The sequence below is a fragment of the Streptomyces sp. CNX435 genome, assembly GCF_059570575.1.
In genome coordinates this window covers 455,830-474,579 of record NZ_JCANTA010000003.1, presented here as the reverse complement: position 1 = coordinate 474,579, position 18,750 = coordinate 455,830, and the positions used below count along the sequence as shown (strand labels likewise).

Here is an 18,750-nt window from a genome sequence, read left to right as displayed (position 1 = left end):
TCTAGACTGCGTGCGTGAAGGGTCTGCTGGTGCGGCTTTCGTCGCTGGACGCGGACGCCGCCGCGGCGGTGCGCGTGATCGCCCACTTCCACGCGTTGCTGGGCGGCGGGGGCGTCGCCCCCGAGGTGCTGGTGCGGTCGACGGCGGCGCTGGCGGGCTGTCCGGCGGGGCTGAGGGGCGGCGGAGACGGCCCGGCTGTGCGCTTCGGGCCGCGGGGCGCGGAGTTGCCCGCCGACGGGGAAGAGGGCTCCGGCGCGTCCACCCGGGTTTCGGGGCGGCGGCAGCTGGCCCACGGGGGTTCCGTGTGGCTCGAACGGGACGGCGGGCCGGGCCCGTTGGACGACCTGGTCCTCGAATGGATGGCGCTGGCCGCCGGCATGAGCCCGCCGCGGCCCGGACCGCCTCCGCACGTCGCCGACCCCGCGCTGGTGGAGACCGTGCTCTCCGAACGGGAGGCCGTCGAGGACCGCATGCGCGCCCTGCGGCTGCTGGGCCTCGGCCCCGAACGGCCGCTGCGGGTGGTCGCGGTGGCCGGCGGGCGGGAGACCGACGCGGGGGTGGCGGCGGTCGCGCTGCTGGCGCGATCCGTACCGGGCGCGACGGTACGGATCGCGACGATGGACGCGCTGGCGGCGGTGCTGGTGCAGGCCGCGGAGGGCGGCGCGGACGCGGCGGGGGAGCTGGCGCGGGACCTGTCGTTCGCGGCGGCGGAGCGGGTACGGGGCCGGGGGCGGGGGCTGGTTCCGAGCCGGACGGGCACGGGTGGGGGAACGCCGAGCGCGCGGGCGGGCGGGGCGCAGAGTGAGGGAGCGCAGGGTGGGGGAGCGCAGGGTGGGGGCACGTCGGCCGGGGGTGCGCCGGGTGGGGACGCGCAGGGTGGCGAGGGCGGCGCGACGGCCGCCCCGCCGCCGGTGCGTGGCGCGCGGTTCGGGGTCGGCGGCGGGGTGGCCCCCGTACGGGCCCACGTCTCCTGGGCGCAGGCCAGGACCGCGCTGCGGTTCGCCGGCGCGGGCGGCCCGGGGGAGACGGTGGTCGACCATGACGCGCTCGGCCCGCTGGCGCTGCTCGCCGACGTACCCGCCGAGCGGCTGCGCGCCGACCCCGGCGTACGGGCGCTGACCGCGCTCGCCGCGCGGGAGGGCGGCGAGTCGGGCATCGAGGCGCTGGACGCCTTCTGCCGCACCGGCTCGCTCCGCCGGGCCGCCGCCGAACTGCACCTGCACCACAGCTCGGTGGCGGCCCGGCTGGCCCGCGCCGAGACGGCGCTCGGCGCCCGGCTGCGCGAGCCGGACGACCGGCTGCGGGCCCGGCTCGCGCTGTACGCCTGGCGGTTGGCGGCGACCGCCGACGAGTGACGTCGCGTGGTGGGGGTCACGGGCGTCACCGACGTCATCCCCCGCGAACGTCCGGCGGTTCACCGCCGGGCCGCTCGGCCGGTTCCCCGGGGCGTACGGTCCGCACGCCGGCCACGCCGGCCACGCCGGCCACGCCGGCCACGTCGGCCACGCCGGCCACGTCGGCCACGCCGGCCACGCCGGCCACGCCGGCCACGCCGGCCACGCCGGCCACGTCGGCCGTGCTCGTGGTGGTGCGCCTGGCCGGGCCCTTCTCTCCCGCGGCCAGCCCCGCCCGGAGGGCATCCCGCGCGTCGTCGAGGATCCGCCCGGCCACCGCCGCGTGCGTCACCCCCACCGCGCCGTGGAACGTGCCCCGGTAGAAGCACAGTTGCACCGGCACGCCTGCCGCGCTCAGCCCCTCCGCGTACGCCACGGCCTCGTCGCGCAGCGGGTCGAACTCCATCACCGCCACACACGTCGGCGGCAGCCCCGCCAGGTCCGTGGCCCGGGCCGGCGCCGCGTACGGCGGAACGGCGGGCGAGCCCGGCACGCCGGGCCCGAGGTACGCCTCCCAGCTCAGCCGGGCGTTGCGGCGGTTCCACACCGGCGTGTCGGTGAACGTCCGGGCGCTCGGCGTGGTCAGCCGGTCGTCCAGAGCCGGGCTCTGCAGGTGCTGGCAGCGGACCGGCGGCCCGCCCCGGTCGCGGGTCAGCAGCGCGAGCCCCGCCGCGAGCCCGGCGCCCGCGCTGTCGCCCCACAGCCCGATACGGGCCGGGTCGACGCCCAGTTCGGCGGCGTTCTCGACCAGCCACCACAGCCCGGCGTGGCAGTCGCCGAGCGCGGCGGGGTAGGGGTGTTCGGGCGCGAGGCGGTAGTCGGCGGCGACGACCACGGCGGGCAGCTCCCGGCAGAGCCGCAGGTGGGTGTCGTGGTCGACCTGCGGCGAGCCGAGGACGAAGCCGCCGCCGTGCAGCGCGTACACGGCGGGCAGCGGCGGCTCGGCCGTCGTCGGCGCCGCGGGGCGGTAGACCCGTAGCGGTACCTTCGGTGCGCCCCGCGCCAGGCCGGGCGCGAACACGTCCCGGACGACGACGCCCGACTCGTCGGCCGCGGGCGCCGCGGCCAGCTCGGCCGCCTGGGCGGCGCGCGCGGCGGCGAGGTCGGAGATGTCGACCTCGGCCATCAGCGCGACCGCCGCGGCGAGTTCGGGATCGAAGGCGTAGCGCATGCGTGCGTCCCCGTCCGTGCGGAGGTCTGCGGGTGCCGGTGCGCTTCGCAGCGTGTCACGGGATGGGGGCGGCTGACATCAGACACCCGTCGGGAAATCCACGCCCCCGCGCCCGACGACCGCGCGTGAAGCCGCGGCGCCGGCGACCGCGACGGCACGGTACGGCGCCCCCGCACGGCCTCCGGAACCGGGTGCCGACGCGGTCCGGCAGCCGCGGAACGCCGGTGGGCGCGACACGGGGCGGGGCCGCCGGACGGCGGCCCGGGCCCGCCGGCCGCACGGCGATGGGCCGGTCCGGACCCGCCGTTCGACCCCGTACGTGCTCACCGTGCCGAGCGCGAGGCGCGCCCGCGGCGGGACGCCGGGCGCCGGGCCGGCCCCCCCGTCCGCCGTGCGGCGGCGGCCGAAACCGACTCGCCGCTCGAACCGGCCCTGCTCGCCGCACCGGAATCCGGGCGCACCCGCGGCGGGGCGCCGGCCGAGGCGCTCGACGTGCGCCGTACGGAGCCGCCGCGGGCGGGCGCCGGCACGCCGGCCGTACGCGGGTCGGCTCCCGGGGGCACTCAGCCCTCGTGGCGGGCGACGCGCTCGTCGTTGAGTACGTTCACGGCGCCGCGGGCGTCGCCGATCGTGGCGTAGTCGACCGCCACCAGGTTCACCGGCCGGCCGCGCGCCTGCTCGCACGCGCGGGCCCGGTCGAGCACGAAGTCGCGGGCGTTGATCCGGCCGGCGTCCAGGCGGCTGCCGCCGCTGTTGGTGATGAAGTGGTTCATGAGGAAGAGCCGCTTGCCGTCCCCGCCGCGGTTCGGCTCGCACGTCATGTCGGCCGGGGTGCGGAACGCGAACGGGGTCTCCATGCCGTAGCGGTAGAAGTTGCGGTACCAGGGCGCCGGGCCGTCGGCCTTCTCCGCGAACACGACGAGCCGCCGGTCCTCGTCGATCATCTCGCCGAGCGTCGGCCACGCCTTGTCCGGGTCCTCGTCCGGTGTGAACGCCAGGTCCGCCAGCCCGGCGCGGCGCATCGCGGTGCGGGTGTCGGCGCCGCTGATGCCGTCCTGGACCACCAGCGTGACCACGTCGGAGGGGTTCTGCTCCAGCCAGTCCCCGATCTTCTCCAGCTCCGGGACCAGCGGCAGCGCACCGCCGCGGCAGACGGCGTGGCACAGCCAGACGCCCTTGCGGGGCGGGTCGACGGTGTCGAGCACGGAACGGATCTGCCGCTGCATGGCCGGGGTGAAGTCGGAGTCCGCCAGCCGCTCGGTGATCTGCGGCGGCGTCTCCCAGCGGTGGGTGTCGAGGAGCAGGGCGCGGACGCCCTCGTTGAGCTGGCCGGTGACGGACGGGTCCTGCAGCGGGGCGATGAAGCGGTCCTGGGAGGTGGCCATCGCGTTGTGCGAGGCGAGCTGGGCCACCTCGTCGTAGCGCAGCTCGCACAGTTCCTCGCGCCCGTTGCAGCGGCGGTCGTCCTCGCCGCCGAAGGCGTTCGGTACGAAGACGGCGCCGGCCAGCGCGGCGGCGACGACGCCGACGGCGCCCCAGCGGACGCGCGGCGGTATGGGCGGCGCGGGTTCGGCTGCGCCGGGCACGGCGGGGGCGGGTGTCTCGGCGCCGGGTCCTCCGGCGTCCGGCTCTCCGTTCTGGGGTTCGCCGGTCGCCGCGGTCTCCCCGGCGGCCGGTTCACCGGCCTCCGCGGTCGCCCGTGCCGCGGCGATCGCCGCCGCCCGGCGGTGCCATAGCCATCCCCCGGCCGCCAGCAGCACCCCCGCCGTCAGCGGTACCGCGGCCGTCGTCAGCGCCACCGCGTAGAGCCGCTCCAGCGCCGTGCGCTGCACGTCGTCCAGCAGCCGGGCGGCGGAGTCCGGCCAGTTCCCCGGCGCGGCGGCGACGCTGCCGCCGGTCATCCCGTGCACCACCAGCGCCAGCGCGAACGTCAGCGCGCCCCCGCACGCCAGTGCCCCGCCGATGCGCAGCAGCCGCCGGCCCGGGGCGCGCGGCCCGTACCGCCACAGCACGGCCAGCGAGGCGAGCCCGAGCAGTACGGCGCCGGTCTGCACCCAGCCGAGGCCCAGCCGGGTGAAGGAGCGGGCCTCGCGCACCGGGCCCAGTGAGTCGCCGGCGGAGTCGAACTCGGCGGCCAGGTCCCAGGACACCCCGTCCGCGGTGTTGCGCAGCGCCGACGCGGCGCTGTCCTCCCGCCCGGCGAAGAGCGCGGGCCCCACCTCCGCGAGCGCCGTGGCCAGGTCGCCGCTGCCGAGCGCGGCGAGCAGCCGCGGGCGCAGCTCCGCCCGCTGGTCCCGCGGCACGGCCCGCAGCACCGTGTCGGCGGCGGTCCTCGCCTGCGCCTCGGTGAGGTCGAGCGTCGGCAGCCCCCCGGGGCGCTCACCGTCGGCGATGCGGTCCACGGCGTCGCCCAGGCCGGACTGGAAGGCGGCGTAGTCGGGGGCGGGCCTGTCCTGGAGGTTCGCGACGACGTCGGCGAAGTGGACGTTGCCCACGGCGCCCAGGTTGTCGAGCACCGGCCGCAGGTCGAACTCCAGCGTCGGTTCGTCACGGTCCCCGCGCAGGTACGCCACCGCGTCCCCGATGACGCCGTCGGCCATGGCCCGCGCGGTGGTCGGCGGCAGAACCGTCTTGAGGTTGGAGGTGACGACGGCCTCGGGCACCGGCAGCCGGGCGAGCAGGTCGCGGGTGACGTCCGACGCCTCGGGGTCGACCAGCACCTGGTCGTAGAGCCGGTCGTAGGCGTGCTCCCGGTCCAGCGCGGAGCGGTAGAAGGCCGCGTCCGCGACGGTGGAGCGGGCCGTACCGGCGACGACGAGCACCGCCGTCGCGAGCACCGCGACCACGAAGGCGAGCCACCGCAGGACGACGGCGTCCCGCGGCGGTGCGGCCTCGCCGACCCGTCGCACCGTACGTGCGAACCGGGCCCTGAGCTTGTCGAACGGGGTCATACCTTTCCTGCCTGCGCGTGCCCTACGAGCGTACGGGCTGCGTGCAGGAAACGCCCCGACCGTGCTCGCGAACACGGATCACCGCAGGTCAGGGCCCCGCAGTTCAGGCGCCGCCCGGGCTGAGGAAGTCCCGCGGGGACAGCGCCGCGGCCACGACGCCGGGCCCGCCGCGAAGGACCGCGCGGGGGGCCGGCGGGCGGGCGGTGTACGTCGAGCCGAAGCGGGTCGGGTCCCACGACGGCCCGCCGGCCGGCGCGGCGGCACCGGTGGCGTCACTTCAGGCCCGTGTGCGCGAGGCCCTCCACGAACTGGCGCTGCGCGAAGACGAACACCGCCAGTACGGGCAGCGCGGTCAGTGACGCCGCGGCGAGCTGCACGTCCCACATCGGGCCGCCGTAGTTGTCGGTGTACTGCGTCAGCGCCTGCGGCAGCGTGAACTTCTCCGACGTGGTGAGGTACACGGTCGGCTCCAGATACAGGTTCCAGCTGTGCAGGAACGTGAAGATCCCCACCGCCGCCAGCGCCGGCCGCGCCAGCGGCAGCGCGATGCGCCAGTAGATCGCGAAGCGGCCCAGGCCGTCCATCCGCGCCGCCTCCTCCAGCTCGTTCGGCAGGATGATGAAGAACTGCCGCATGATGAACGTCGCCAGCACGCTCGGCGCGCCGAGCATCGGTACGAGGACCAGCGGCCAGTGCGTGTCCGTCATCCCCCAGTCGTTGAACATCTGGAACAGCGGCACGATGGTGACCTCGCTGGGGATCAGCAGGCCCGTGAGCACCACCAGGAACAGCGCGTTCTGACCGCGGAAGCGGATGCGCGCGAAGGCGTAGCCGGCCATCGACGACACCGCGAGGGTGCCGATCGTCACCACCACCGCGATGTACATGCTGTTCCAGTACTGCTGCGCGAACGGCTGCAGGTCGAAGACCCGCTCGTACGCGCCGAACCCGGGGTTCTCCGGCCAGAGCGACGGCGGGAACGCGAAGATGTCGCTCGCCGGCTTCAGCGACGAGGTCGCCATCCACCACGTCGGGAAGACGAACGGGACGAGCAGCACCAGCAGCACTCCGTAGAGCACGAGCCTGGCGCGCCGCGACAGCTTATGACTCATGGAAGACCCACTTCTTGCGCATCTGCCACTGCACGACGGTCAGCACGAGCACGATGAGGAAGAGCAGCACGGAGAGCGTCGCGCCGTAGCCGAAGTGGTGGAACTCGAATGCCTGCTGGTAGAGGTAGTAGACGAGGACCGTGGTGGAGTTGCCCGGGCCGCCCTGGGTGAGGACCGCGATCTGGGCGAACACCTGCAGCGAGCCGACCACCGTGATGATCGAGGTCAGCAGGATCGTCGGGCTGATCAGCGGCACGGTGATCCGCAGGAACTGCCGCCACCGCCCGGCGCCGTCCACGGTGGCGGCCTCGTACAGCTCCCGCGGCACTCCCTGCAGCGCGGCCAGGAACAGCACCATGTTCAGGCCCACGTTCTTGAAGACCTGCACCACGATCACCGAGATCATCGACGAGGTCTCGCCGCGCAGCCAGTTGGGCCCCTCGACGCCGATCAGGTCGAGCCCGGCGTTGATGCCGCCGTTCTTCTGCAGCAGGAAGCCCCACACGATCGTCCAGGCGACCAGCGAGACCACCACGGGCGAGAAGAACAGGGTGCGGAAGACGATGCTGCCGCGCAGCTTCTGGTTCAGCAGTACCGCCAGCGCCAGCGCGAGGCTGAGGTTCAGCACCACCAGACCGACGGAGAAGAACGCGGTGGCGCGCAGCACGCCCGGCAGCTTGGGGTCGTCGGCCAGCGCCCGGTAGTTGTCCGCGCCCACCCCGTGGAAGCTGCCTGCCAGCACGTTCCATTCGTGGAAGCTGTACCAGAAGACCAGGACGAGCGGGATCAGGACGAACAGGACGCTGCCCAGCAGCTGCGGGGCGATGAACAGGTAGCCGGCCAGCTGGTCCCGGCGGCGGGCGGTCCAGAAGGGCCGCCGGGAGCCGCCCCCGCCGGGGTGCGGGGCGGGGGCCTTGGCGCGGGCACGTTCCAGGGTCGCCATGGCTGCGCCGTCACTTCTCCAGCTGGGGCTGGATGGCCGAGCAGACGTCCTGGAGCGTCTTCGCCACGTCGGCGTCGGGCTTCCACAGCGGGTCGAGCGCGGCGCGTACGGCCTCGAACAACTCGGCCTGGTTGGTGTGCGTGGGCTTGACCTTGCCGTTCTCGATGCCGCCGATGACGACCTCTTCGAGCTGCGCGGGCTTGAGCTGCGGGTTGCTCTTGGCGAGGGTGTCCGCGTCCAGCTGGGAGCTGCGGGCCTGCGGGAAGTAGCGGCCGAGGGCGGCGGAGTTCTTCTCGTTCGTCATGAACGTCAGGAAGTCGACGGCCTCCTCGACGTTGTCGCCGTTGCCGAGCACCCCGAGGCCGGCCTGCCCGATCACGTCGTACGAGCCCGCGGGGCCCTCCGGCAGCGGCACGAAGTCCCAGGCGAAGCTGTCGTCCAGCAGCGAGGCCCGGCTGATCTGGGTGACGGTCATCGCCGCCTCCCCGGAGAAGAAGTCCGCGGTGGTGCCCGGCTCGGGCATCGCCTCCTCGGCGAAGATCGCGTCGTGCAGGAACGTCATCGCCTCGGTCATCTCCGGGGCGTCGAACGCGCAGGTCTTGCCGTCCTCGCTCCAGGGCTCGGCGCCCCAGCCGTCCCAGACGGTGGCCAGGTTGTCCCACAGCTTGTAGTCGAAGTCACCGATGACCATGCCGGCCTCGCCGGTCTCGTCCCGTACCGCGCCGCCGACCTTCGCGACCTCCTCCCAGGTCCACTTCCCCTGCTCGATCAGCTCGGCCGGGGCGGGCTGGCCGGCGTCCTTCAGCATGTCGGTGTTGACGAAGACGCCGAACGGGGAGGTGGAGAAGGGGTAGGCGTAGAGCTTGCCCTCGTGCTGCCACAGCTTCTTCGCCGACGGCAGCACGTCCTCGTCGTCCTCGATCTCGGCGAGCGCGCCGGAGGTGACGAAGTCGGGGGCCGCGTTCTCGAAGATCCAGGCCAGGTCCGGGGCCTTGCCGCCGGCTATCTGGGTGGTCAGCGTGGTGGTGTAGGTCTCGACCGGGAGGGTGTCGAACTTGATCTCCTTCACCTCCGGGTGCTGCTTCGTGTAGTCCGCGGCGATCCCGTTGAGCAGCTTCAGATGCTCCTCGTTGCCGGTCCAGATGGTCATGCGCAGCGTGACCGGACCGCCGTCGGAGCCGGAGCCGCCGTCGGAGCCGCCGCACGCGGTGAGCGCGAGCAGGCCGGCGGCGGCGAGCGCGACGGGCTTTGCGTGGACGAGTGTTCCTCTGCTGGACCGGGTGCTGAGCCGTGCTGGCGAAGACATGCGGGCGCCTCCTCGGATGTCGGGTCGGGTCGGGTCGGGTCGGTCGGTGGCCTTGCGATCAGTAACCGCTGATGTCGGGCCAGCGCAGCTCGACACCGTGGGCGGCCAGGGCGCGCTGGAAGTCCTGGAGCAGACCGGGGGTGTTGCGTACGGCACGGGGGGTGAGGCCGTGCTCGACGCAGTGGGCCGCGAGCAGCCCGGCGGCCTCGCCGATGTTCCACTCGACGGGGTGCAGGCGGTAGCAGCCGTTGGTGATGTGGGTGGTGCCGAGGTTCTTGCCGGCGGGCAGCAGGTTCTCCGTACGCCGCGGGACCAGCGCGCCGAGGGGGATCTCGAACGGGCTGGACGGCACGTCGATGTAGGTGTCCCGGCCGGTGGAGGGGTGCAGGTCGATGCGGTACATGCCGATGCCGACGGAGTCGGCGTAGCTCACCGCACCCTTGCCGCCGCGCGCGTCGAGCGAGAGGTCCTGCTCCACCACCGTGTACTCGGCCCGGATACGCCGCGACTCGCGGATGTACGGGGCCATCGCCAGCCCGTCCGCGCCGTCGCCGGTGACGTCGCCGCGCAGCCGCAGCCCGGGGAAGCCGGTGCCGCCGTCGGGGCGCGGCGCCTCGGTCTGCATCCAGTACAGCATCGACAGCGACAGCCCTCGGGCCTCCCTGAGCTGCGCCGCGGCGTCCGGCACGTCGATGACGGGGGCCTCGAAGTAGTCGATCATCGGCCAGTTGACGAGCGTGATGTCGCTGGCGTACGCGCCGGGGGCGAACTGGTCGCGGGCGGCGATCCGGCGGAACGTCCACAGGTTGGTGTCCCCGCCGCTGCGCCGCTGGTCCGCGACGACGGCGAGCGGGTCGTCGCCCGGGTTCGGGGTGAACTCGCGCTCGACCAGCTCCAGCGTCCGCGGGTGCGGGGCCCGCCAGGACAGCAGCGGGGCGCCCCAGAACTCGGGCTCGTAGTCGCGCCAGAAGCCGTAGGCGGCGGGTCGGTCGATGGTGTGGTCGCCGTCGACGTGGTCGACGGCGAAGCAGTACGAGACGGCCTGCATGTTGAGCGGCTGGGCCTCGTCGGGGGCGCTGGGCTCGCCGGTCTCGGCGCCGGACTCGAAGCCGGTGACGTACTCGGTGCCGGTCAGCGGCAGCAGCTCGCCGGTCTCGGTGGCGTCCAGCACGTACGGCGCGGTGAGCACCAGCGGCTCGCCGCCGCCGGGGCGTTCGACGGTCACGGAGGTGACGCGGTCGCCGTCGGTCTCCGCGGCCACGGGGCGGTAGGGCTGCAGCACGGTCAGCCGGCCGGCGCCGCGGTACGGGGCCAGCAGCGTCTCGATCACCGCGACGGCCACCCGCGGCTCGTGGCAGAGCCGGCTGACGTGCCCGGCGCCGGGGTTGAGGTCCGGCTTGGCGCGGGCGGCGGCGGTCAGCGGGTAGTGGCGGCGGTAGTAGTCGCGGATGCCGTCGCGCAGCGCCCGGTACGAGGCGGTGGCGCCGAACTGCTCGATCCAGGTGTGCTCGTCGGGCGGCACGGCCTGGCTCGTGAGCTGGCCGCCCAGCCAGTCGTACTCCTCGGTGAGGATCACCGAGCGGCCGGCGCGCAGCGCACCGAGCGCGGCGGCGAGGCCTCCGGTGCCGCCGCCGACGACGAGGACGTCCGCGTGCATGGGTCTCCTTGGGGGTGCTGGATCGTGGGGCATGAGTGGAGCGTGGGCACGGGCCCGGTCAGCGGGCGGGGGCGGCGAGGGTGACGCCCTCGACGAGGCGGCAGTCCAGTAGCCGGCGGGTGTGTTCTGCTCGGCCGTGCAGCATGCCGGTGAGCAGGTCGACGGCCTGCCGGCCCATCTCGGTGCGGCGCAGCCGGAAGCCGGTGAAGTCCACGGGCGGGTCCACCGGCGTGGTGGGGTCGCCCAGCGCCAGCATCGACAGGTCCCGCGGTACGTCCAGACCGTGGGCCGCCGCCGCCGCGTACAGCTCGACGGCGTCGTGCAGGAACTCCACGAACACCGCCGTCACTCCCGCGTCGAGCAACTGCTCCAGCTGCTCCGCGGTCGGCTCTCCCGACGCGCCCAGGTGCGGCGCCTCCGGCCCGGCCACCTGCCGGAACCCGCTGAGCCGGTCGGTGGACGACTCCGCCCCCGCACCCGGCCCGGCGAACGCCAGCCGCCGGTGCCCCAGCCCTCGCACCCGCTCCACGAGCCGGGCGGTGGCGGTGACGTAGTCGGCGCCGATGTACGGCACGGGCCCGCCGTCGGCGTCGTCGCGGCGGCCCACGCAGACGAAGGGATAGCCCTCGTCGACCAGCCGGCTCAGCTCCTCGTGCGGGATCTCCCGGCCGAGCAACACGCAGCCGTCGGCCACGCGCAGCCGGTTGTTCTCGTGGAAGATGCGCCGCTGGCCGTCGGTCACCGGTGCGGAGGTGAACAGCAGCAGATCGCAGCCGCTGCGCTCGGCGCTCTCCTCGATGCCGCGCAGGAAGGGGTGGTAGAAGTCGGCGCTGGTGCTGGGGAAGACGGGCTCGTAGGTGAAGACCCCGAGGATCTGGTTGAGCTGCTTGGTCAGCCGGCGGGCCACGGGATCGGCGGCGTAGCCGGTCTCGCGGATCACCCGCAGGACGCGCTCGCGGGTCCCGGGGGCGATCCGGGCGGCGTCGGGGCGGTCGTTGAGCACGAGCGAGACCGTGGTCTGGCTGACGCCGGCCAGTCGGGCTATGTCGCGCTGGGTAAGCCTGCCGGGGGCTTCTGGCATGGGAGGTTGAGCCTTCACAGTGGGTAGCTAATGCGTATTGCCTGGTTGCTGTGCGAGGAACCTAGAGCTGGGTGCGGGAGGCCGTCAAGGGGTGTTGCGGCAGTGGTAATGCGAATTAGCAAATTACCGGGGAAGGTTGGTGTCCGGTTGTGCAGTGTTCATGTCGTACGCGGTGAAATAGTCCCCCGCGCAAAAGGTGATCCCCGGCGGCGGACCGCGGCGGACCGCGGCGCGCTGGGCATCCTGCCGGCGACGGTCGTGGCCGCGGCCGGCCTCGGGTACCCCGGCGATCCCGGCGGGCCCGACCGCAGGGGGCGCCGGCGAGCGGTCGCGCGCCTCAGCCCCCGGGCGCCGGACCCCGGTGCGTGAGCGCGACGCCTGACCCGCGCGCCGCCGACCCCGGCGGCGCGATCTCCACCGGCTCGTGCCAACCGCCGTCCCGTAGCGCCCACATGACCCGCACCGACCCGTCCGCGCCCGCGAACACCGCGTCGAGCGGGCAGGGCGCCGTCCGGTGCCCGAGGCCGATCCCCGCCCCCGGCGCGCACGTCCCCGGCGGGGCCGCGGCCACGGGCCCGCGCCAGCCCTCCTCGCCGGCCAGCGACAGGGTCAGCACGGAGCCGTCGGCGCCGGCGACCACCGCGTCCAGCCGGTGCGCGGACTTCTCGTACGCGAGCGCCACCGGCGACCCCGGCGCGCAGCCGCCCGCGGGCGCGACGGTCACGGGCGGGGTCCACGGGGCGCCGCCGCCCGCCCGCATCGCCCGCACCGCGCCGTCCGCGCCGGTGAACAGGGCGTCGAGCCGGTCGACGGGGTCCTGGGGCGCGAGCGTCACGGCCGAGCCCGGCGTGCACGTGCCGGGCGGGGCGAGGACCGCGGGTCCCTGCCATGGGTGGTCGACGTCCGCCCACAGCGCCTGGACGGATCCGTCCGCGCCGGCGTACACCGCCTCCAGCCGCTCGGCCGACAGCCGCCGGCCCAGCCCGACCGGGGTGCCCGGCGTGCAGGTGCCGGGCGGGGCGAGGACCGCGGGCCCTTGCCACGGCCCGCCGCCGGTGGCCCACATCACCTGCACCGAGCCGTCGGCTCCGGTGAAGAGCAGGTCGAGCTGGTCCATCGTCCGCTGGTGCGCGAGCGTGACCGCGGCGCCGGGCGCGCAGGTCCCCGGCGAGGCGACGGCCTCGGGGGCGTACCAACCGCCGCCCCGCGGGGACCACATGACCTGAATCGAGCCATCCGCGCCCGCCCACGCGGCGTCCAGGCGACCGGCCGAGGTCCGGTGCGCCAGCCCGACCGGGGTGCCCGGCCGGCAGCTCCCGGCGGGGGCCGCGACCGCGGGTCCGTGCCACTTGGCACCGTCGGGCGCCCAGACCGAACGCACCGATCCGTCCGGTCCGGTGAAGAGCGCGCGCGACTGCGCGAGGGCGTCGGTCAGTGCCATCGTGGCCTCCGGGTCAGCCGCCGCCGGCCCCGGAAAGGGGGCGTCCGACCAGGTGCGGACCGGGGCACGGGGCGGCCGTCGCCGTGGCGTGCGGCGGCCGGTGCGTGACCGCGGACTCGCGGTCGTGTCCCACATGCGTCATGCCGTCCCCCTTCGGTGGCACGATGCCGTCGCCGTGCCGTGCCCCTCACTGATAGCACCCCGCCCCTCAGCCGTCGATCGTCGTTTGAGGCTATGCGGTCCGGTGGCGGTGGGGCCGGTGTCAAGACCGCGGAAACGCCTGAAGGGGTGATCGGTTGGGGGGATTTCCGGCCATCATGGGGTCGGATTCGGCCTGGGGACGACCGGGCCCACGCACGCGCACGGCAAGGCGTTGCGCGACGTCGTACGCAACCTGCACGCCGACCTGCGCCACCCGGGCGTCGGTGCGCTTCGCGGACTTCGCCACGGCGGTGGCGGCAAACCGGGAGGTCGCAGAGAGCGGGCTGCCCCCGGCGAACTGCCGGCTGCTCGACCCGGCCGAGGCACTGGTTCAACGCGGGGGTGAGCGGTCGGCGTGCTCGGCCCGCACCTGGGACCACTTCGACGCGGCTCCACCACGCCGTCACCGACGCGGCGGACCGCGCCGTCCGCGCGGTCACCGGGGCGTGGGCGGACCCGTTCGCCATGGCACTCACGGCCGCGAAGCACGCGCTCGACCCGCCCGGCGTCCTCACCCCGGGGTACTCGTCCCCGGACGGTGACCCCGCCGGACCCCCTCCGGGGGCTTACTGCCCCGGGTGCTGCCGCCGGGGCTGCCGCTCCGGCTGCTGCGGCGCCGGCGGCGGGTGCTGCTGCGGCTGCCTGGGCACGGACTGCTGCGGCTGCTGCGGTGCTGCCTGCTGCTGCCGTACCTGCCCGTGAGCTTGCCCGGACTGCCGGGGTGCCTGCGGCTGCTGCGGTCCCGGCCGGCGGCCGGCCGGGTTGGCGATCGCGACCACGGACTGCTGCGCCTCCGCCAGCCGCGTGCGCGCCTCCTCGATGCGCGCGGCGTAGCGCTCCTGCTCCAGCGCCGCCCGGATCTCGATCCGCTCCGCTGCCTGCCAGGCCCGGTCGCGCAGGTCGGCCGCCTCCAGCTCCGCCTCCCGCATCAGCCGGGTCGCGTACGTGGCGTTGCCGTCCCGGCGCCGCAGATACTCCGAGCGCACCGCCTCGGCCTGCCCCTCCGCCCCACCCAGCGCCGCCTCCAGGTCCGCCAGCAGCGCCCCCGCCTCGCCGGCCAGCTTCCCCTCACGCTCGGCCTGCGCCGCCTGCTGCGCGCCGATGTGCGCGGCGGCCTCCAGCGTCACCTGCTGCGCGCGCTGCCGCGCCTCCTCGCGGGTCCCGTCCGCCTGCCGCTGCGCCTCGGCGACGAGCTGCCCCGCCGTCTCGTGCGCCTGCTTGATCCGCTGCCGGGCCCGCTGGTCGGCGTCGGCGCGTATCTGCCCGGCCTGCCGCTCCGCGTCCTCGCCGCGCTCCTCCGCGGCGGCGCGAGCGGCCTCCTTCAGCTTCCGGCACTCGTCCTCGGCCCGGGCGAGGATCCGGTCCGCCTCGGCCCTGGCGTCCTGATAGAGCTTGCGGGCGGTCTCGCCGAGGGATTCGTATGTCTGCGGCCCGAGCGCCGCGGCCTGTTCGAGCAGCCCGGCGAGCTGCCGTCCGCTCGCCTCCACCTGCGTTTCCAGGTCTCTGGCGTGGCGTACGGCGGCCTCCCGCTCGGCGAGCAGGTCGCCGACGACGCGGTCGACCTGCTGCGGCGAGTAGCCGCGATTCTTGGTGGCCATCATGAAATCGCCGGGTTGCATCATCTCGCCTATCGTGCCCTGTCGTCTCGGCTACGCACTTCACCCCATGATGCTGCATCCGCGCCCGGCTCCGGAGGCCGGTCCCGGGGGGTCCACAGGCGGGTAGCGTGGCGCCGCCGGCGCGCTCGCGCAAGTCCCGTGGCAGGGGCGTTCGGTGGCGTCGATCTCGGCCGGGACCACGCCGCGCGCGATCTTGTCCACGCTGGACTGCGGCAGCCCCCGGTAGGGCGCGGGTGGGTGGTGCCGTGGGGGATCGCGAGCCGGAGGGAGCTCTCCCTCGGGTGCGGATGGCGGGCGGTTGTCAGAAGGAGAGACGCGTCCTCGTCTCCCCGCCCGCTAAGCAACCGGGGTTGACTATCCAGCATTGGTCAACCTAAGTTGCTTCCATGGCAGACGACGATCCGGCAGACGCCCTGGCGGCCGTGGCGGCCCTGCGCCGCCTCGCCGACCGGCTGGAGGACGCCGCCGTGGAGCAGGCGATGCGTACCGGCTGGAGCTGGCCGCAGGTTGCCGAGGCGCTCGGCGTCACCCGCCAGGCCGTGCACAAGAAGCACGCCAAGCGGCTCATCGCCGCCGGCGTGACGCTGAGGAGGCGGGGATGAGCGCGTTCGACAAGTACTTGCAGGCGGTGCTCCTCGCCGCCCAGGCCGAGGCTCGCGAGGACGGCTCCGCGGCGATGGAGGCGCGGCACGCGCTGCTCGCCGTGGCCGCCCAGGACGGCACCGAGCCGCAGCGCTTCCTCGCCGCCGCCGGCCTCGGCCGCGTGGAGCTGAAGGCCGCGCTGGACCGGGAGTTCGCGCACAGCCTCGGCGCCGCCGGCGTCGCGCCCGGCGCGTTCGACCTGCACTCCACGCCCGACCCCGACCGCCGCCCGCAGCTCGGCGCCTCGCTCAGACTCGCCCTGGAGCGGATGGCGGGCTCCTCCCGCAAGAAGGACCTGACGCCGCTCCACGTGCTCCACGCCCTCCTGCAGGCCGAGGTCGGCACCGTGCCCCGCGCGCTGGACCTCGCGGGCGTCGACCGGGCCGCCCTCGCCGCCCGCGTACGGGAGGGGCTGTGAACCCCGGCGCGGCGGCCGTGACGGTCGCGGGACTGCGCATGCGCTACGGCACCACGGACGTCCTGCACGGCGTCGACCTGCGCGTACGGCACGGCGAAACCGTGGCCCTCCTCGGCCCCAACGGCGCCGGCAAGACCACCACGATCGAGATCCTCGAAGGCTTCCGCAGCCGCTCCGCCGGCGAGGTCACCGTCCTCGGCGCCGACCCCGCGCACGGCGACGAGCACTGGCGCGCCCGCGTCGGCGTCGTGCTGCAGTCGTGGCGCGACCACGGCAAGTGGCGGGTGCGCGAGCTGCTCGCCCACCTCGCCTCGTACTACGCCTGCCTCGGCCGCACCCCCTGGGACGCCGGCGAACTCGCCGACGCCGTCGGCCTCGGCGGGCGGGGCGAGCAGAAGATCCGTACCCTCTCCGGCGGCCAGCGCCGCCGCCTCGACGTCGCCATCGGCATCGTCGGCCGCCCCGACCTCCTCTTCCTCGACGAGCCGACCACCGGCTTCGACCCGCAGGCCCGGCGCGGCTTCCACGACCTCGTCCGGGACCTGCGCACCGCCGGCACCACCGTCCTCGTCACCACCCACGACCTGCACGAGGCCGAGCGGCTCGCCGACCGCATCGTCATCCTCGACGCGGGCCGCGTCATCGCCGACGGCACCCCCGCGGAACTCGCCCGCCGCATCGCCGGCGCGGACCGCGTCCGCTGGCGCCACCGCGGCCGGACCCGCGTCCACGCCACCGACGACTCGACCGCCTTCGTCCGCGGGCTGTTCGAGCGCCACGGCACGGAGATCGCCGACCTGGAGGTGCACCGGGCGTCGCTGGAGCAGACCTACCTCGCCCTCGTCCACGCGGCGGAGGGAGCCGGCCTGTGAACGTCTGCGTCCTGCGCGCCGGGCTGCGGCGCGGCGCGATCGAGCTGCGGCAGTCGTTCACCAACGGCGCCGAGCTGTTCAGCCACCTGTTCTGGCCGCTGCTCATGCTGGCCGTCCTGTGGTTCATGCGCGGGCGGGAGTTCGACTCCACCGGCTTCATGCTCGGTGCGCTGACCCTTCCCGGCATCCTCGGCATGAACGTGTCCTTCGGCATGGTCACGATGAGCCAACTGCTCACCGCGGAACGGGAGGACGGCACCCTGCTGCGCGCCAAGGCCACCCCGAACGGCGTGGCCGGCTACCTCGTCGGCAAGGTCGTCGCCGTCGCCGGCGGCCTGCTCGCCGACCTCGCGCTCTTCCTCGTCCCCGCGCTGCTCCTCGTCGACGGCCTGCGTCTCGACGCCGCCGCCTGGCCCCGGTTGGCGTGGGTCGTCGTGCTCGGGATGGTGGCGACGCTGCCCATCGGGGCGGTGCTCGGCTCGGTGTTCGGCGACGCCCGCGCGCAGGGCCTGATCCAGCTCCCGGTGCTCGCGCTGATCGGGATCTCCGGCATCTTCTACCCGATCACCGCGCTGCCGGAGTGGCTGCAGTGGATCGCGCAGGTCTTCCCCCTCTACTGGCTCGGTCTCGGCATGCGGGCGGCGATGCTGCCCGACGCGGCGGTGGCGGTGGAGATCGGCGAGTCCTGGCGGCAGGCCGAGACGGTCGGCGTGCTCGGCGCGTGGGCGGTGCTGGGGCTGGCGGTGGCGCCGGTGGTGCTGCGCCGGATGGCGCGCCGGGAGTCGGGCTCGAAGGTGGCGGCCCGCCGCGAGCGCGCGCTGCAGCGGGTGGTGTGAGCGCGGGCCCGGGCCGCCCCCTCCGCGGGCCGCCCTTCCGCGGGCCGGCCCCTCCGCGGGCCGCCCCCTCCGCGGGGCCGCTCAGGCCGCCGCCCACGCCCCGAGCTTCTCCGGGTTGCGCATCGCCCAGATGTGCGTGATCCTCTCGTCCGCCACGTCGAACGCGAGCACCGTCACCGTGACCCCGTCCACCCGCGCCACCACGCCGAGCTGCCCGTTGACCGTACGCTCCACCAGCTCCAGGCCGGGCTCCCGCGCCATCAGCTCCGCGAACGCCCGCGCGATCTGCTCGCCGCCGACGATCGGCCGCAGCACCGCCGGGACGAGCCCGCCGCTGTCCGGGGTGGACGTCGCCCCGGGGTCCAGCAGGCCGACCAGCGCGCCGATGTCCTTCGCGGCCCAGGCCCGCCGGAACTCCCGTACGACGACCGCGTGCTGCTGCTCCGCCGCCGCCGGCCGCCGCGCCGTACGGACCCGGCGGCGGGCGGACGACGCCAGTTGCCGGCACGCCGCGGGCGACCGGCCGAGGATCTCGGCAACCTCGCCGAAGGGATAGCGGAAGACGTCGTGCAGGACGAACGCCACCCGCTCGGCCGGGGTCATCGACTCCAGCACCACGAGGAACGCCATGTGCACCGACTCGTCCAGCGTCACGCGGTCCGCCGGATCCGCGGCGTCGCCCGCCGACCCGCCGCCCACCGGGCCGCCGGCCAGCTCCGCGCGGTCCGGCAGCGGCTCCGGCAGCCACTCGCCCACGTACCGCTCCCGCCGCGCCCGCGCCGAGCCGAGCAGGTCCAGGCAGACGCGGCCGGTGACCTTCGTCAGCCAGCCGCCGGGGGAGACGACGGCTGCCCGCCGCTCCGCGGACATCGCGTACCAGCGGGCGTACGTCTCCTGCACCACGTCCTCGGCGTCGGCCAGGGAGCCGAGCAGCCGGTAGGCGAGGTTCGTCAGCCGGCGCCGTTCGCTCGCGATCCCGGCGGGCCCCGGGTCGAGGCGGCCGTGCTGCGGTGCGGACGGTGTGGTCATGGTGCCGATGCTCCCTCGGTCGCGTGACAGCTCTCGCCGGTACGACGAAACGGGGCGCGGGAATGTGAGGCCGCGCG

Annotated in this window: 15 protein-coding genes and 1 pseudogene; 6 read left to right on the top strand and 10 right to left on the bottom strand. The window is 75.0% G+C overall.

The features are described from left to right. Positions 1 to 14: 14 nt before the first annotated feature. Positions 15 to 1,355, top strand: coding sequence for a PucR family transcriptional regulator (locus tag T328_RS08495; RefSeq protein WP_496495282.1), 1,341 nt, complete (start codon positions 15 to 17; stop codon positions 1,353 to 1,355). 244 nt (positions 1,356 to 1,599) lie between these two features. Here T328_RS08495 and T328_RS08490 read toward each other — a convergent pair. The 8 genes and pseudogenes from T328_RS08490 to T328_RS08455 all read right to left on the bottom strand — a co-directional run. Beyond that, positions 1,600 to 2,565: pseudogene (locus T328_RS08490) on the bottom strand (alpha/beta hydrolase); the annotation flags it as partial. Positions 2,566 to 3,128: 563 nt separating this feature from the next. Further along, a complete protein-coding gene (locus T328_RS08485; protein WP_496495281.1) occupies positions 3,129 to 5,516 on the bottom strand; it encodes a phosphoinositide-specific phospholipase C-related protein in 2,388 nt (795 codons plus the stop codon). Positions 5,517 to 5,788: 272 nt separating this feature from the next. Further along, positions 5,789 to 6,628, bottom strand: a complete 840-nt coding sequence (locus tag T328_RS08480) for a carbohydrate ABC transporter permease (protein WP_496495280.1) — start codon at positions 6,626 to 6,628, stop codon at positions 5,789 to 5,791. Continuing rightward, entirely contained in the window at positions 6,618 to 7,571 is a 954-nt protein-coding gene (locus tag T328_RS08475; RefSeq protein WP_496495279.1) for a carbohydrate ABC transporter permease, read from the bottom strand. Before T328_RS08475 ends, T328_RS08480 begins: the two co-directional genes overlap by 11 nt. 10 nt (positions 7,572 to 7,581) lie before the next feature. Beyond that, a complete protein-coding gene (locus tag T328_RS08470) occupies positions 7,582 to 8,877 on the bottom strand; it encodes an ABC transporter substrate-binding protein (protein ID WP_496495278.1) in 1,296 nt (431 codons plus the stop codon). 58 nt (positions 8,878 to 8,935) lie between these two features. Continuing rightward, positions 8,936 to 10,534 carry an FAD-dependent oxidoreductase gene (locus T328_RS08465; protein ID WP_496495277.1) on the bottom strand — a complete coding sequence of 533 codons (1,599 nt, stop codon included), beginning with the start codon at positions 10,532 to 10,534 and terminating at the stop codon, positions 8,936 to 8,938. A 58-nt stretch (positions 10,535 to 10,592) separates the two neighbouring features. Then, entirely contained in the window at positions 10,593 to 11,615 is a 1,023-nt protein-coding gene (locus tag T328_RS08460; protein ID WP_496495276.1) for a LacI family DNA-binding transcriptional regulator, read from the bottom strand. A 337-nt stretch (positions 11,616 to 11,952) separates the two neighbouring features. Further along, the gene (locus T328_RS08455) at positions 11,953 to 13,056 is read right to left on the bottom strand and encodes a beta propeller lectin (RefSeq protein WP_496495275.1); all 1,104 of its coding nucleotides are present in this window, start codon (positions 13,054 to 13,056) and stop codon (positions 11,953 to 11,955) included. A gap of 317 nt (positions 13,057 to 13,373) precedes the next feature. Here T328_RS08455 and T328_RS08450 point away from each other — a divergent pair, with 317 nt between their 5' ends. Then, entirely contained in the window at positions 13,374 to 13,799 is a 426-nt protein-coding gene (locus T328_RS08450; protein ID WP_496495274.1) for an FAD-linked oxidase C-terminal domain-containing protein, read from the top strand. Between the two features lie 24 nt (positions 13,800 to 13,823). Here the strand turns inward: T328_RS08450 and T328_RS08445 are convergent, their stop codons facing one another. Continuing rightward, a complete protein-coding gene (locus T328_RS08445; protein ID WP_496495273.1) occupies positions 13,824 to 14,879 on the bottom strand; it encodes a hypothetical protein in 1,056 nt (351 codons plus the stop codon). A gap of 383 nt (positions 14,880 to 15,262) precedes the next feature. Here T328_RS08445 and T328_RS08440 point away from each other — a divergent pair, with 383 nt between their 5' ends. The 4 genes from T328_RS08440 to T328_RS08425 are packed head-to-tail and all read left to right on the top strand — an operon-like array spanning position 15,263 to position 17,644. Further along, positions 15,263 to 15,478, top strand: a complete 216-nt coding sequence (locus tag T328_RS08440) for a hypothetical protein (RefSeq protein WP_281620537.1) — start codon at positions 15,263 to 15,265, stop codon at positions 15,476 to 15,478. Beyond that, positions 15,475 to 15,936 (top strand): Clp protease N-terminal domain-containing protein, encoded by a 462-nt coding sequence (locus T328_RS08435; protein ID WP_496495272.1) that lies wholly within the window; start codon positions 15,475 to 15,477, stop codon positions 15,934 to 15,936. The genes T328_RS08440 and T328_RS08435 overlap by 4 nt, the downstream gene beginning before the upstream one ends. A gap of 38 nt (positions 15,937 to 15,974) precedes the next feature. Next, positions 15,975 to 16,808, top strand: coding sequence for an ABC transporter ATP-binding protein (locus T328_RS08430; RefSeq protein WP_496495385.1), 834 nt, complete (start codon positions 15,975 to 15,977; stop codon positions 16,806 to 16,808). Further along, entirely contained in the window at positions 16,805 to 17,644 is an 840-nt protein-coding gene (locus T328_RS08425; protein ID WP_496495271.1) for an ABC transporter permease, read from the top strand. The genes T328_RS08430 and T328_RS08425 overlap by 4 nt, the downstream gene beginning before the upstream one ends. A gap of 81 nt (positions 17,645 to 17,725) precedes the next feature. Here T328_RS08425 and sigJ read toward each other — a convergent pair whose 3' ends face one another. Next, positions 17,726 to 18,673, bottom strand: a complete 948-nt coding sequence (gene sigJ / locus T328_RS08420; protein WP_496495270.1) for an RNA polymerase sigma factor SigJ — start codon at positions 18,671 to 18,673, stop codon at positions 17,726 to 17,728. Between the last annotated feature and the right edge of the window lie 77 nt (positions 18,674 to 18,750).